Source organism: Actinomycetota bacterium (assembly GCA_030684515.1).
In the GTDB taxonomy this organism is placed as follows: domain Bacteria; phylum Actinomycetota; class Actinomycetes; order S36-B12; family S36-B12; genus UBA11398.
Map to the genome: position 1 here is coordinate 148,834 of JAUXVJ010000016.1, position 13,915 is coordinate 162,748.

Annotated in this window: 11 protein-coding genes and 2 tRNA genes; 10 read left to right on the plus strand and 3 right to left on the minus strand. The window is 59.7% G+C overall.

Annotated features, from left to right (window positions below; all coding sequences use genetic code 11):
* Window positions 1–58: 58 nt before the first annotated feature.
* The gene (gene serA / locus Q8M73_07215; GenBank protein MDP2288341.1) at window positions 59–1,642 is read left to right on the plus strand and encodes a phosphoglycerate dehydrogenase; all 1,584 of its coding nucleotides are present in this window, start codon (window positions 59–61) and stop codon (window positions 1,640–1,642) included.
* Window positions 1,643–1,712: 70 nt separating this feature from the next.
* On the opposite strand, the gene leuA is transcribed toward serA, so the two are convergent.
* Window positions 1,713–3,443, minus strand: coding sequence for a 2-isopropylmalate synthase (leuA, locus tag Q8M73_07220; GenBank protein ID MDP2288342.1), 1,731 nt, complete (start codon window positions 3,441–3,443; stop codon window positions 1,713–1,715).
* Between the two features lie 154 nt (window positions 3,444–3,597).
* Between leuA and Q8M73_07225 the strand changes: the two genes are divergently transcribed.
* The 5 genes from Q8M73_07225 (at window position 3,598) to gltX (ending at window position 9,880) form a co-directional block, all read left to right on the plus strand.
* A complete protein-coding gene (locus tag Q8M73_07225) occupies window positions 3,598–4,653 on the plus strand; it encodes a 3-isopropylmalate dehydrogenase (protein ID MDP2288343.1) in 1,056 nt (351 codons plus the stop codon).
* 43 nt (window positions 4,654–4,696) lie between these two features.
* Window positions 4,697–5,824, plus strand: a complete 1,128-nt coding sequence (locus tag Q8M73_07230) for a branched-chain amino acid aminotransferase (protein MDP2288344.1) — start codon at window positions 4,697–4,699, stop codon at window positions 5,822–5,824.
* Between the two features lie 170 nt (window positions 5,825–5,994).
* A complete protein-coding gene (gene cimA / locus Q8M73_07235) occupies window positions 5,995–7,584 on the plus strand; it encodes a citramalate synthase (GenBank protein MDP2288345.1) in 1,590 nt (529 codons plus the stop codon).
* Between the two features lie 30 nt (window positions 7,585–7,614).
* Window positions 7,615–8,409: a fumarylacetoacetate hydrolase family protein gene (locus tag Q8M73_07240; GenBank protein ID MDP2288346.1), complete on the plus strand. Its 795-nt coding sequence runs from the start codon at window positions 7,615–7,617 to the stop codon at window positions 8,407–8,409.
* Window positions 8,402–9,880: a glutamate--tRNA ligase gene (gltX, locus tag Q8M73_07245; protein ID MDP2288347.1), complete on the plus strand. Its 1,479-nt coding sequence runs from the start codon at window positions 8,402–8,404 to the stop codon at window positions 9,878–9,880. Before Q8M73_07240 ends, gltX begins: the two co-directional genes overlap by 8 nt.
* Here gltX and Q8M73_07250 read toward each other — a convergent pair.
* On the minus strand, window positions 9,845–10,645 hold the full coding sequence (locus tag Q8M73_07250) for a hypothetical protein (GenBank protein ID MDP2288348.1): 801 nt from the start codon (window positions 10,643–10,645) through the stop codon (window positions 9,845–9,847). The two genes, gltX and Q8M73_07250, sit on opposite strands and share 36 nt — an antisense overlap.
* Before the next feature lie 130 nt (window positions 10,646–10,775).
* Between Q8M73_07250 and Q8M73_07255 the strand changes: the two genes are divergently transcribed.
* Together Q8M73_07255 and Q8M73_07260 are read left to right on the plus strand one after the other, a co-directional pair.
* Window positions 10,776–10,847: transfer RNA gene (locus Q8M73_07255), tRNA-Gln, on the plus strand.
* A gap of 59 nt (window positions 10,848–10,906) precedes the next feature.
* Window positions 10,907–10,982 (plus strand) — tRNA-Glu (locus Q8M73_07260).
* Between the two features lie 47 nt (window positions 10,983–11,029).
* On the opposite strand, the gene Q8M73_07265 is transcribed toward Q8M73_07260, so the two are convergent.
* The gene (locus Q8M73_07265; GenBank protein MDP2288349.1) at window positions 11,030–11,731 is read right to left on the minus strand and encodes an IclR family transcriptional regulator C-terminal domain-containing protein; all 702 of its coding nucleotides are present in this window, start codon (window positions 11,729–11,731) and stop codon (window positions 11,030–11,032) included.
* 74 nt (window positions 11,732–11,805) lie between these two features.
* On the opposite strand from Q8M73_07265, the gene leuC reads away from it, so the two are divergent.
* Together leuC and leuD are read left to right on the plus strand one after the other, a co-directional pair.
* On the plus strand, window positions 11,806–13,203 hold the full coding sequence (gene leuC / locus Q8M73_07270; protein ID MDP2288350.1) for a 3-isopropylmalate dehydratase large subunit: 1,398 nt from the start codon (window positions 11,806–11,808) through the stop codon (window positions 13,201–13,203).
* Window positions 13,204–13,235: 32 nt separating this feature from the next.
* Complete coding sequence (gene leuD / locus Q8M73_07275; GenBank protein MDP2288351.1) at window positions 13,236–13,826, plus strand: 3-isopropylmalate dehydratase small subunit; 591 nt, start codon at window positions 13,236–13,238, stop codon at window positions 13,824–13,826.
* The last annotated feature ends 89 nt before the right edge of the window (window positions 13,827–13,915 follow it).

Consider the following 13,915-nt stretch of genomic DNA (forward strand, 5'->3'; position numbering starts at 1 on the left):
CGACTCAGCGGGCGCTGAGGGCGGCGAGTTGGCCTTGGGCCCTCGCTAGACTCCCCCGGTGACTAAGCCGCGCGTACTCATTGCTGAAGAACTTTCCCCCGCCACTGTTGAGGCCCTGGGCCCTGATTTTGAGATCGTGGAATGTGATGGTGCTGACCGAGTGGCGCTGCTGGCAGCCATTGTCGACGTCGACGCCATTCTCGTGCGTTCGGCCACCATGATCGATGCCGAGGCGCTGGCTGTGGCCAAGAAGCTCAAGGTCGTTGCCCGAGCCGGCGTCGGTCTGGACAACGTGGATGTGAAGGCAGCGACTCAAGCAGGTGTGATGGTCGTGAACGCCCCGACCTCAAACATCGTCAGTGCTGCCGAGCTGGCTGTGGCTTTGCTGCTTGCAAGTGCACGCAACATCGTTCCTGCCAACGCTGCTCTCAGTCGCGGGGAGTGGAAGCGCTCCAAGTACACCGGTGTTGAGCTTGCGGACAAGGTGGTGGGTGTGGTTGGACTTGGCCGCATCGGAATGCTCGTTGCGCAGCGTCTCAGTGCATTTGGTGTGAAGCTGATCGCCTACGACCCGTACGTCCAGCCAGCTCGGGCCGCACAGCTTGGCATTCGCATGGCCACACTTGATGACGTCCTTGCTGAAAGTGACTTCATCACGGTTCACCTTCCCAAGACGCCCGAGACTGTTGGACTCATCGGCGATGCCGAACTCCACAAGGTCAAGCCCACAGTGCGCATCATCAATGCCGCTCGCGGTGGCATCGTTGATGAGCAGGCCTTGTACGAGGCCATTGTTGATGGTCGCGTTGCAGGTGCAGGTGTAGATGTGTACAACAAGGAGCCATGCACGGACTCCCCGCTGTTCACTCTTGAGTCAGTCGTTGCGACGCCGCACCTTGGTGCCTCCACTGATGAGGCTCAGGAGAAGGCCGGCATCTCAGTGGCCCGCTCAGTTCGGCTGGCCTTGGCCGGCGAACTGGTTCCTGATGCTGTCAATGTGCAAGGCGGACAGATGGCTGATGCCGTCAAGCCCTTGGTGATGCTTGCCGAGCAGCTCGGCCTCATCGCCTGCAGTCTGGCCGAAGACGCCGTTGAGCGTGTCGACGTCGAGGTGCGAGGCGAGGTCATCGAGCATGATGTGCGTGTTCTCGAGCTGAGCGCACTCAAGGGAGTCTTCCAGAACCTCGTGCATGATCCCGTTTCCTTCGTGAATGCGCCGGTTCTGGCTGAGCAGCGTGGCGTTGAAGTCGCGCTCACGACAGACGAGGACAGTGGCGATCACCGCTCCTTGGTGCGCGTGCGCCTCACGCTCACCAACGGCACGAACGTTGTGGTAGCTGGAACTTCCTCTGGTCCCCGAAACATCGGAAAGCTCGTTGAACTCGACGGCTATGACATCGATGTGCAGATCAGCGACTACCTGGCCTTCCTGCGCTACCACGACAAGCCAGGGGTGGTAGGCGTGGTTGGCCGCGTGCTCGGCGAGACCGGCATCAACATCGCCAATATGCAGGTGTCACGCAATGACACTGGGCATGCCCTGATCGCGCTTACTGTGGATCAGCCGATTCCCGCAGATGCGCTGGCCACGATCGTGGTCGAGATCGGTGCGCACTCCGGCCGCGCTGTGAGTTTGGCCTGAGCTTTCGGATTTCCAATGGATGAAGGCCGGAGCAATGCTCCGGCCTTCATCCATTACAGCTCTACTTCAACTACTCGCGGACCGCGCGGTTCACGGCGCTGATGATCGCTTTCAATGAGGAGTTCGTGATCGATGGATCAATGCCCACTCCCCAGATGACCTTGCTGTCAATGGCACACTCCAGATACGCCGCAGCCTTCGCGTCGCCCCCTGAACTCATTGCGTGCTCTGCGTAGTCCAGCACGCGAACTTCGACTCCATGTGAGGACAAGGCATCGCAGAAGGCGGCAATGGGTCCATTGCCTGTGCCCTTCAGCGGAACTTCAACGCCGTTGTCAGTGATGGTGACCTCGACACTGGTGTCACCGTCGACGGCGGACTCCTGCTTCACTGATTTCAAAGCGAATCGACCCCACGGGGCTGCGGGATCGGGGAGGTACTCCGCCGAGAAGAAGCCCCACATCTCGCCAGGTTGCACTTCTCCACCTTCGGAGTCGGTGACGTTCTGCACCACCTTGGAGAACTCGATTTGCAGCCGACGCGGCAATTCCAGCTTGTGCTCAGTGCGCATAATGTATGCAACACCGCCTTTGCCCGACTGCGAGTTCACGCGAATCACGGCTTCGTATGTGCGACCGACATCCTTGGGGTCGATAGGCAGGTAGGGGACCTCCCAGCGGTGCTCGCCAACGGGGATGCCCAAGTCTGCTGCTTCAGCTTCCATCGTGCGCAGGCCCTTGTTGATGGCGTCCTGATGTGAGCCGCTGAATGCGGTGTAGACCAAATCGCCGCCATATGGGTGACGTTCGTGAACCGGAATCTGATTGCAGTACTCAACTGTGCGACGGATCTCATCGATATCGCTGAAGTTGATCTGTGGGTCGATCCCTTGGCTGAACAAGTTCAGACCCAGTGTCACCAGGCAGACATTGCCAGTGCGCTCGCCATTGCCGAACAGGCAGCCTTCGATGCGATCGGCACCGGCCATGTATCCCAATTCAGCTGCAGCAACCGCAGTTCCGCGGTCGTTGTGCGGGTGCAGGGACAAGATGATCGAATCGCGTCGCTTGAGGTTGCGATGCATCCACTCAATTGAGTCCGCGTAGAGATTCGGCGTTGTCATCTCAACGGTCGCAGGCAGATTGATGATGACCTTGCGATCAGGGGTTGGACCCCAAACATCGGTGACGGCATTGCAGACGTCAACGGCGAATTCCAATTCTGTGCCGGTGAAGGACTCAGGGGAGTACTCGAAGTAGACCTCGGTCTCATCCTTGATCTGCTCTGCGTACTTCATGACCAGTTGCGCACCATGCACCGCGATGTCCATGATCCCGGGCTTGTCCAGCCCGAACACCACTCGTCGCTGCAAGGTTGAAGTCGAGTTGTACACGTGGACCACGGCCTGCTTGGCCCCGCGAATGGACTCAAAGGTCCGCTCGATCAGGCTTTCGCGGGACTGCACGAGCACCTGGATGGTCACGTCGTCAGGTATCAGCTCGTCTTCGATCAACTGACGCACGAAGTCGAAGTCTGTCTGTGACGCAGACGGAAAGCCGACCTCAATCTCCTTGTAACCCATTGCGACCAACAACTTGAACATGCGCAATTTGCGGTCGGGGGTCATCGGATCGATGAGAGCCTGATTGCCGTCGCGCAGATCAACAGCGCACCAGCGAGGTGCTTTGTCGATGCGGACCTGTGGCCAGGTGCGGTCAGGCAGCGAGGGAGGGGTGAAGGGGATATAGCGAGTGAAGGGCATGCCTGAAGGCTGCTGTGTGTCGTTGGCTTGAAATGTCATCGCGGGCTCCTAGTTGATTCGAATGGCCTACCGGCAAACGCGAATCCCGCGACGAGGGGCCGGTTGGTCAGGCCTCGTCGCGGCGGCGAAGGAGCAGCGCGCGGTTCATAGCCTGAAAATTGTAGCAGGGCGCAGATCAGTAGTGTTCTGCCTCATGTCGACGACACTCAATCTGGCACTCATCCCTGGCGATGGCATTGGCACTGAAGTTGTGGCAGAGGCCGTGAAAGTGCTGCAGGTCGTAGCGCCGGCGGCTGGCATCGCCGTCCAGACCACTGAGTACGACCTCGGTGCTCGCCGCTACAACGCCACAGGTGAATTACTTCCTGAGTCCGTTGTTGCCGAGCTCCGTGGCTATGACGCGATCCTTTTGGGTGCTATCGGTGATCCATCGGTGAAGCCGGGAATCCTGGAGCGTGGTGTCCTGCTGCCCCTGCGTTTCTTGATGGATCACCATGTGAACCTGCGTCCGGTTCGTCTGTACCCGGGCGTGGTGGGACCACTCGCGGGCAAGACCACCAAGGACATCGATTTTGTGGTGTGCCGCGAAGGAACAGAGGGGCCCTATGTAGGTGCCGGTGGAGCACTGCGAGAAGGCACTCCGCATGAGGTGTCCACTGAAGTAAGTCTGAATACGTATTTTGGTGCTGTCCGCATCATTCGTGATGCCTTTGAGCGAGCAATCAAGCGTCGCAACAAGGTGACGCTGGTACACAAGACCAATGTGCTGGTGTACGCCGGCAATACGTGGACTCGCGCCTTCAACGATGTCGCCGCCGATTACCCGAATGTCGAGACTGACTACTGCCACGTTGATGCGGCCGCCATGTTCTTTCTCACGCAGCCGGAGCGCTTCGATGTTGTCGTGACTGACAATCTGTTCGGTGACATCCTCACGGATATCGGTGCCGCCATCGTTGGCGGAATCGGCCTTGCGGCGAGCGGCAATATCGATCCGACCCGGACCAATCCGAGCATGTTTGAGCCTGTGCATGGTTCTGCGCCTGACATTGCTGGTCAAGGCAAAGCAGATCCGACTGCCACGGTGCTGTCGCTTTCGATGCTCCTGGATCACGTGGGCTACCCCGATGCTGCAGTGTGGGTCGAGTCGGCGGTGTCCGATGATCTCGCCTCGCGCGGAACCTCTGAGCGATCGACATCCGAGATCGGCGATGCATTGGCGGCAGGAGCGGCGGCCAAGGCCGTCTAGGACCCATGGGTAGCCTTAGTCTCTTGCAGTTGATAGGAGTTGCATGACCACCACCAGCCAGCAGATTGCCACCGCAACGTGGCCAATTGCGCTGAAGCCGACCGAGCATCCGTTGCCTGTCGCGCAGCGAGATGCGATCTTGGCTGACCCTGGTTTCGGCAGATATTTCTCTGACCACATGGTCTCGGTCCGGTGGAGTGTGGAAGCCGGCTGGCATGACGCAGAGCTCATTCCCTACGGCCCGTTGAGCCTGGATCCAGCAACGAACTTCATGCATTACGGCCAGGCCATCTTTGAAGGTCTCAAGGCATACAAGCATGCTGATGGCAGCATCAAGACCTTCAGGCCAGTCGCCAATGCCGAGCGCTTTCAACGTTCAGCTCGACGACTGGCGATGGCTGAGCTTCCTACCGAACTGTTCCTCTCCTCTGTCGAGGCCTTGGTGAGTCAGGACCGCGCGTGGGTTCCGGGGGGAGTCGACCAGTCGCTCTATCTGCGCCCGTTCATGATCGCGACCGAAGTCGGTCTTGGCGTGCGACCTGCAAATGCTTACCAATACTTGTTGATTGCCTCCCCGGCCGGCGCCTATTTCCCGCAAGGTGTCAAGCCAGTGAGCGTGTGGATCTCCGAGGATTACGTGCGCGCTGCTCCGGGCGGCACAGGCGAAGCCAAGTGCGCCGGCAACTACGCGGCATCCTTGATTGCCCAAGCTGAAGCTGCAGCCGAGGGTTGCGAACAGGTGGTGTGGCTGGATGCTGTCGAACGCAAATGGATTGAAGAGATGGGGGGGATGAATCTGTACTTCGTGTACGGACATGGTCCGGATGCGCGCCTGGTCACGCCTTCACTCACCGGATCCCTGCTGCCGGGTATCACTCGTGACTCACTGCTGACAGTTGCCAACGATCTGGGCTACACCTCAGAGGAGGGACAGATCAGCGTGGATGAATGGCGTCAAGGAGTCGAATCGGGTGCGATTTCTGAGGTCTTCGCCTGCGGTACCGCTGCAGTGATCACGCCTGTGGGCACGGTGAAGAGCCGCAAGTACTTCTCATTCGACATCAACGGTGGTCAGCCGGGTCCGATCACCACTCAGCTGCGCGCAGCCTTGCTGGATATTCAAACCGGCCAGGCGCCGGACACGCATGGCTGGATGCACACCGTCTGCTGATTGGCCGATTGGCATTCCCACATCGTGGGGCTTATGGCATGATTGCGGGATGCTGCACCACGGCATCATCATTAACTAGCGCGTTGACACACATCAACGCGCTGCCTCTCGCACCCTGCGGGGGGTTTTTTCGTTGATGGAGCCGATTCGCTCAATCTGAAGGAAGCACCATGACCCGCTCCGACGCCTTCCATGTCTATGACACCACGCTGCGCGATGGCGCTCAACGTGAGGGCATTTCGTACTCAGTGAATGACAAGATCGCCGTGGCGCGCTTGCTCGACGAGTATGGAGTCGGCTTCATTGAGGGTGGCTGGCCGGGCGCCCTTCCCAAGGACACCGAGTTCTTTGAGCGTGCGCGCACTGAACTGGACCTCAAGCACGCCCAACTCGTGGCCTTCGGTTCTACGCGCAAGGCCGGCAAGAAGGCTCATGAAGATGGTCAGGTGCAAGCGCTGCTCGACTCGCAGGCGCCGGTCATCACCTTGGTCGCGAAGTCAGACGTTCGACACGTGGTCGAAGCGCTGCGGACCGACCTTGACGAGAACGAACGCATGATCGTTGACACCGTGGAATTTCTCGTGGGTGAGGGACGCCGGGTGTTCCTGGATATGGAGCATTTCTTTGACGGCTACAAGCATGACTCCGACTACGGAGTGCGCCTGCTGGTAGCTGCGGCCGAAGCGGGTGCCAGTGTCGGTGTCATGTGTGACACCAACGGCGGAATGCTGCCGGTAGGAATTTACGAGACTGTGACGGATGTTGCCAAGAGGTCGGGTGTGCGCCTTGGCATCCATTGCCAGGACGACACGGCGTGCGCAGTTGCCAATACGGTGACGGCCGTTTCAGCTGGCGCGACGCACGTGCAGTGCACCGCCAATGGCTATGGGGAGCGCACCGGCAATGCCGACTTGTTCTCCGTAGTGGCGAACCTGCAGTTGAAGATGGGAATCGACGCGCTGCCGGAGAACAGTCTTCGCCAGACTGTCCACATTTCCAAGGCCATTGCCGAAATCGCCAACATCGCTCCGGACATGCACCAGCCATATGCAGGCTCCTCCTCCTTTGCGCACAAGGCTGGCTTGCACGCCTCTGCGCTCAAGATCAACGCTGAGCTCTACAACCACATCGATCCAGCTCAGGTCGGACATGTCCAGCGGGTGCTGGTCACTGAAATGGCCGGACGCGCATCGGTTGAGTTGAAGGGCACCGAACTTGGCTACGACCTGTCGACCAACCCTGATCTCGTCACGCGCGTGGTGAGCAGAGTCAAGGAATTGGAATCGCAGGGTTGGTCCTTCGAGGCGGCCGATGCCTCCTTCGAGCTCTTGATGCTCGCAGAAGATGGCCGTGAGCGTGGCTTTGAAGTGGAGTCATGGCGCACGATCGTCGAGCAGGGCGCCGATGGCACCGTGGCATCCGAGGCTACGGTCAAGGTGCATGCCAATGGTGATCGCGTGATCTCAACAGCCGAGGGCAATGGGCCTGTCAATGCTCTTGACAATGCCTTGCGCGCAGCGCTCATCCAGGCCTATCCAGAGTTGGAAAACCTGCGACTGACCGATTACAAGGTGCGGATCCTGGATGGCGGCAGTGGAACCAATGCAGTGACCAGGGTCCTGATCGAGACCACAGACGGTGAGGCGGACTGGACGACGGTCGGCGTTCACGAGAACGTCATTGCCGCTTCCTGGAAGGCCTTGGACGACGCGGTGCGCTTTGGACTGCTGCGCGCCAGCAAGGTGCTTGCTGGGCAGTAGTGCGAATTGGCTGGTCGGTAGGCTCCGATGGTGCGAATCTGCCGAGTTGCCGTTGATGATGAGTTGTTCTTTGGGGTCCTTGAGGGGCTGGACGCCAATGGCGACCCAGGTCCGGGCACGGTCATTGCGCTGCTCGATGGACACCCCTTCGGTGAGTTGATCCCAGACGGCAGGCTCGTGCGTTACGCAGATGCTCGACTGGTCGCTCCCGTGCTTCCCAGCAAGGTTGTGGCGATCGGCAAGAACTATCTGGATCACATCCTGGAAACCGGCCTGGGCGAAGCCCCCGCCGAGCCACTGATGTTTCTCAAGCCGAGTACCGCGGTCATCGGGCCTGGCGAGATGATCGAATTGCCGTGGCAGTCCGAGCACGTCGAGCATGAAGCTGAACTGGCCATCGTCATTGGACGTGTCTGCCGAGAGGTACCGCGGGAACGCGCGCAGGACGTGATCCTTGGATTCACGTGCGCCAACGATGTGACTGCTCGTGATCTCCAGAATCGTGACGGACAATGGACGCGCTCGAAGAGTTTTGACACCTTCTGCCCACTTGGACCTTGGATCGAAACAGACTTCAACTGGGAGCACACCTCGATCCAGTGCCACGTCAATGGCGATCTTCGGCAAGATGGCAACACCTCCGACATGCTGTTCGACATTGCCACTCTTGTTGAAGCAGTCACGGCGGTCATGACTCTGCTGCCCGGCGATGTCATCCTCACTGGCTCGCCAAGTGGTACCAAGCCGATCAAGGCTGGCGACTCTGTCACCGTGCGCATCGATGGCATCGGCGCTTTGACCAACCCGGTCACCGATCGTGCCTGACGTTCGCGTTCGCTTCTGCCCGTCACCAACCGGCAACCCGCATGTCGGGATGATTCGCACCGCGCTGTTCAACTGGGCCTTTGCGCGCAATACCGGTGGAACCTTCGTCTTTCGCATTGAGGACACCGATAGTGCTCGCGATTCAGAGGAGTCCTATGAAGCGCTCCTTGGCGCCCTTCGCTGGCTTGGGCTGACTTGGGACGAAGGACCAGAAGTGGGCGGTCCCTATGGGCCATACCGTCAGTCCCAACGGCTGGACTTGTACGCCGAGGTCGCCAAGCGACTGATCGAGGGCGGTTTTGCCTACCCCTGCTACTGCTCAGCAGAAGAACTTGAAGCCCAGCGCGAACTGGCCAAGCAGGAGAACCGCGCCCCTGGATACGAGGGAACCTGTCGAGAGCTGAGCCCGAGCCAGATTGCGGCATTCGTCGCCGAAGGTCGCTTGCCGGTCATCCGCTTTCGCATGCCCGATCGCGATCACACCTGGGATGACTTGGTTCGCGGGCCGATCACCTTTGGCGCTGAGCATGTGCCGGACTTCGTGCTTGTGCGTGCCAACGGGGAGCCGCTGTACACCCTTGTCAATCCGGTTGATGACGCGAGCATGCGCATCACTCACGTCTTGCGTGGCGAGGATCTGTTGTCATCGACGCCGCGGCAGCTGGCACTCTATGAGGCATTGGCGGCGATTGGCGTCAGCGACGGCAGCATTCCCGCCTTCGGTCATCTGCCCTATGTGATGGGAGAAGGCAACAAGAAGCTGTCCAAGAGGGATCCTGAATCCTCGCTTCAGATGTACCGCGACAACGGTTTCCTTCCGGAAGCCTTGCTCAACTATCTGGCTCTCCTTGGCTGGTCCATGGGTGATGACCAGGAGTTCTTCAGCCTGGAACAGATGGCGCAGGCCTTCAGCCTGGATCGGGTGAGTGCCAATCCGGCCCGTTTTGATCTGAAGAAATGCACAGCCATCAATGGAGATTGGATCCGTGCCCTGCCGGTCGATGAGCTCACTGAGCGACTGATGCCACTTCTGCTTGCTGAAGGCCTTGTGAGCGAGCCCGTGAGCGTTGAGCACCGAGCAGTGCTCGCCGAGGCAGTCCCGCTCATCCAAGAACGCATGGACACCCTGATGCAGGCTCCGGCCATGCTTGGATTTCTGCTTGTCGGTCAGGCCAATTTTGTCGTGGACGAGGCAGATGCAACTGCCTCGCTCGGTGCACAAGCAGAGCCAACCGTCCAGGCTGCACTGGACGCGCTCTCGGAGATTCCTCAGTGGACGACAGACGCAATCCAGGCTGCCTTGCGGGAGTCACTCGTTGAAGGCCTCGGCTTGAAGCCAAAGTTCGCCTTCGGTCCAATTCGTGTGGCCATCACAGGCCGCCGGATTTCGCCACCACTGTTTGAATCCATGGAGATCCTGGGCCGCGATCTGTGTCTAGTACGACTGCGGAGTGCTCTCAGCAGCAACTGAGTTTCGCCGCTGATCCCATACTGCGACAAGCAGGGGCGCGATCAGCATTGCCACCACACCCACCAAGATGAGCGAGAACAGCGAGAAGGTCACCCCGATTGGGCCGAACTGCTCAGCTTGCTGTTGGAGAGTAGGTGGCATGTACGCCGAACTCCAGAACACCAGAAACAGTCTGCTGACTCCACCTAGTACCGCCGTGGGCACGAGCAATTCGTACTTAATTGACGGCACGAGCAGTTTGACGCCGAGGGCATCAAACACAAACCAGATCAGCAGCAGGCCAATGATCGCCAGCAGACTGAAGGCCCATCCGTGTTCCCTGACAACCGTGCGCAGCCCAGAACTGAGTGACAGGAGGACAACTTCCAGGACCACCCAGGCCACTCCACGCCAGAGTTGACTTGGCAGTAGCGATGGGAGTTCGAAGATCTGTCCATAGGTTCGAGAAAGCCGACGCGACAGTGAGAACGCTGAATAGACGGTCAACAGCAGCGCAGTCCACGAGAGGGCGAAGGTTGCTGAGCCAGATGTGAACAATGCACGCACTGCATCCTGCGCAGCGCCTTCGAGTCCAAATCGGCTGTTGATCTGATTCGCCACGATAGTTCCGTCGCTGTCGGCTACCACAGCCACGATGACTATGACCAAAGGCAGCAGCGCGACGAATGCCTGTGCTGCCAGTCCGAATGATCGATCCAGCAGCTGCAGTTCAAAGAATCGTCGAAATACTGCAACCGGGTATGAGCCCAGCACCCATTCACGCATTTGCCAAGCATGCCCGCACTTGAGCGTGCATGTGGAACTTGGGCATTGGTGTCGGGCCGATCGGGAGGGGTGAATTAGGGCCTTGCTCGGCGAACCCCTAATATCTTCCAGTCGGTCACAGCACGTCCCATGGGGTATGGGGTAATTGGCAGCCCAACTGATTCTGGTTCAGTTAGTCTAGGTTCGAGTCCTGGTACCCCAGCGAACGTTGCGATTTTCTCGATCGCCACGTGTGATTGTTGGAGGCGACTCCATCAATTTGGCCCCGTTGTGTAGTGGCCTAGCACGCCGCCCTCTCAAGGCGGTAGCGCGGGTTCGAATCCCGTCGGGGCTACCAGGCCCCCTCCGCATGCGGAGGGGGCCTGAAGTCATTTCTGGGCGATTTCAGGTGGCGATCGCCGATTCCAGCTGCTGTGCTGCGGCCAGGAGAGCAGAGATTTGCGACTTGCTTGGTTTGGCCAACGGGTCGGCTGGGCCAGAAATCGAGATCGCCCCAATCACACTGCCGCTGACATCACGAACCGGAGCGGCAGCTGAGGCAACACCAGGCTCTCGCTGGGCCACCGATTGGGCCCAGCCGCGCTTGCGCACAGTAGCAAGCATCGCCTCGGTGAAGGCGGCGCCTTTCAGCAGCGCACGACGGTCGTCATCTGCTTCCCATGCCGACAGCACCTGCGCTGCCGAGCCGGCCTTCATTGTCAGCAGTGCACCAACCGGCACGGTGTCGCGCAGGCCTCGCAGTGGTTCGGCAGCTGCGATGCACAGGCGCTGCTCACCCGCTCGTCGGTAGACCTGCGCGCTGACACCTGTGGCATCGCGCAGCTCACGGGCGACCATGTCAGCTGCAGCCTCCCAGGTCAGATGCGGGTTGGCCCACTGGTGAATCTGCTCGCCGAGGATGAACTGCCCGGTCGCCGAGCGAGCGACCAGGCCGTGAAACTCCAGGGCGACAGCCAGTCGGTGTGCGGTTGGTCGGGGGAGTGAGGTGGCAGCGGCCAAGCCCGGAAGTGAGCGCGGCTCTTGGGCAAGTGCGCCAAGGATGGCCGCGACTTTGTCAATGACGCCAACTCCGCTACGGTTATTCATATAGTGATATTGACATCTCATATGCTGAGATAGCAAGTCTGGACGAATCGCAAGTCTGAACGAAGGAGTGCACGATGGCAAAGACTTTGGCCGAGAAGGTGTGGGCCGCGCACGTGGTGCGTCAGGCTGCCGGTGAACCAGACCTGCTGTACATCGATCTGCATCTGGTGCATGAGGTCACCAGCCCGCAGGCCTTTGATGGCTTGCGGGCAACTGACCGCAAGGTTCGCCGCCCAGATCTGACCTTGGCGACCGAGGATCACAATGTCCCGACGATCGACATCCTGGCGCCGATTGCTGATCCGATCTCGCGTGCTCAGGTCGATGCCTTGCGCAACAACTGTGCCGAGTTCGGCGTGCCGCTGTACTCACTGGGCAATATCGAACAGGGCATCGTTCACGTTGTGGGTCCTCAGTTGGGCCTGACGCAACCTGGCATGACGGTGGTCTGCGGCGACTCACACACCTCCACGCACGGAGCCTTCGGCGCACTGGCCTTCGGCATCGGCACCAGCGAGGTTGAGCACGTGCTCGCTACCCAGACCCTGCCGCTGAAGCCATTCAAGACGATGGCCGTGACTATCGAAGGAGACCTGCCGGCGGGTGTCTCAGCCAAGGATCTGACTCTGGCAGTCATCGCCCAGATCGGCACCGGTGGCGGGCAGGGCTACGTGCTGGAGTATCGCGGCTCGGCAATTCGTGCGCTCTCGATGGAAGGGCGCATGACTGTGTGCAATATGTCAATTGAAGCCGGGGCCCGCGCGGGAATGGTCGCTCCTGACGAGACCACCTTTGAGTATTTGAAGGGTCGCGAACACGCACCCAAGGGCGCAGATTGGGATGCTGCGGTTGCCTATTGGTCGACTTTGCCAACCGATGCCGATGCCGTGTTTGACGCCGAGGTGCTCTTGGACGCAAGCAAGCTCACCCCGTTCGTCACCTGGGGTACCAACCCAGGGCAGGGGCTGCCTTTGTCAGGCTCAGTCCCCTCGCCGTCGGACGCCAAGGATGAGGTGGACCGCGTCGCCATCCAAAGCGCGCTGGACTACATGGGACTTACCGCGGGCATGCCTCTGCGCGATATCAAGGTTGACACCGTCTTTGTCGGGTCGTGCACCAATGGGCGCATCGAGGACCTGCGGATGGTTGCTGACGTCCTCAACGGTCGTCAGGTGAATTCGCAAGTGCGGATGCTCGTCGTGCCCGGCTCGGTCCGAGTCAAGAACCAGGCAGAGGCTGAAGGCCTGGACGTGGTGATCAAGGCTTCGGGAGCTGAGTGGCGCGAAGCAGGATGCTCGATGTGTCTGGCGATGAATCCAGACAAGCTTGCACCGGGCGAGCGCAGTGCCTCAACCTCGAACCGCAACTTTGAGGGCCGTCAGGGGCCTGGTGGTCGCACGCACCTGGTCTCTCCAGCAGTTGCTGCGGCGACAGCTATCGCCGGTCATTTAGCTGCTCCGGCCGATCTGTAATTCGACGAGACGTTAAGAAAGCAGGAGACACCATGGAAAAGTTCACCACCTTCACCGGAACTGCCGCGCCCCTGCGCCGCAGCAACGTCGACACTGATCAGATCATCCCCGCCGAATACTTGAAGCGCATCACGCGACATGGCTTCGAAGATGGGCTCTTCGCTGCCTGGCGCAAGGATCCAGAGTTCCTGCTCAACCAACCGGCATATCAGGGCGTCTCAATCCTGATCGCCGGTCCGGATTTTGGCACGGGTTCCTCTCGCGAGCACGCAGTGTGGGCCTTGCAGGACTTTGGCTTCCGGGTGGTCCTGTCCTCCAGGTTTGCCGACATATTTCGCGGCAATTCGGGCAAGGGAGGACTGTTGACTGCGCAACTGTCCCAAGACGACGTCGAGCGCCTGTGGGAAGCTGTCGAAGCCAATCCGGCCCTGCCCGTCACTGTCAATCTTGAGGCGCGCCAGATCACAGCTGGTCAGATCACCGCAGGATTCGAGGTCGATGACTATGTGCGCTGGCGTCTGATGGAGGGGCTGGACGACATTGGCATCACGATGAAGCAGGGCGAGGTCATCAGTGACTTCGAAGCCAAGCGTCCCAGTTTCATGCCAAGCACCATCGGATGAGCGCTGCGCCAAGTGGCGCAAGTGACTGATGTTGCCGAGTTTGGCGACTTCTCATTGGTCGTGTCGAAAATCACTAGCAATTCCAACAT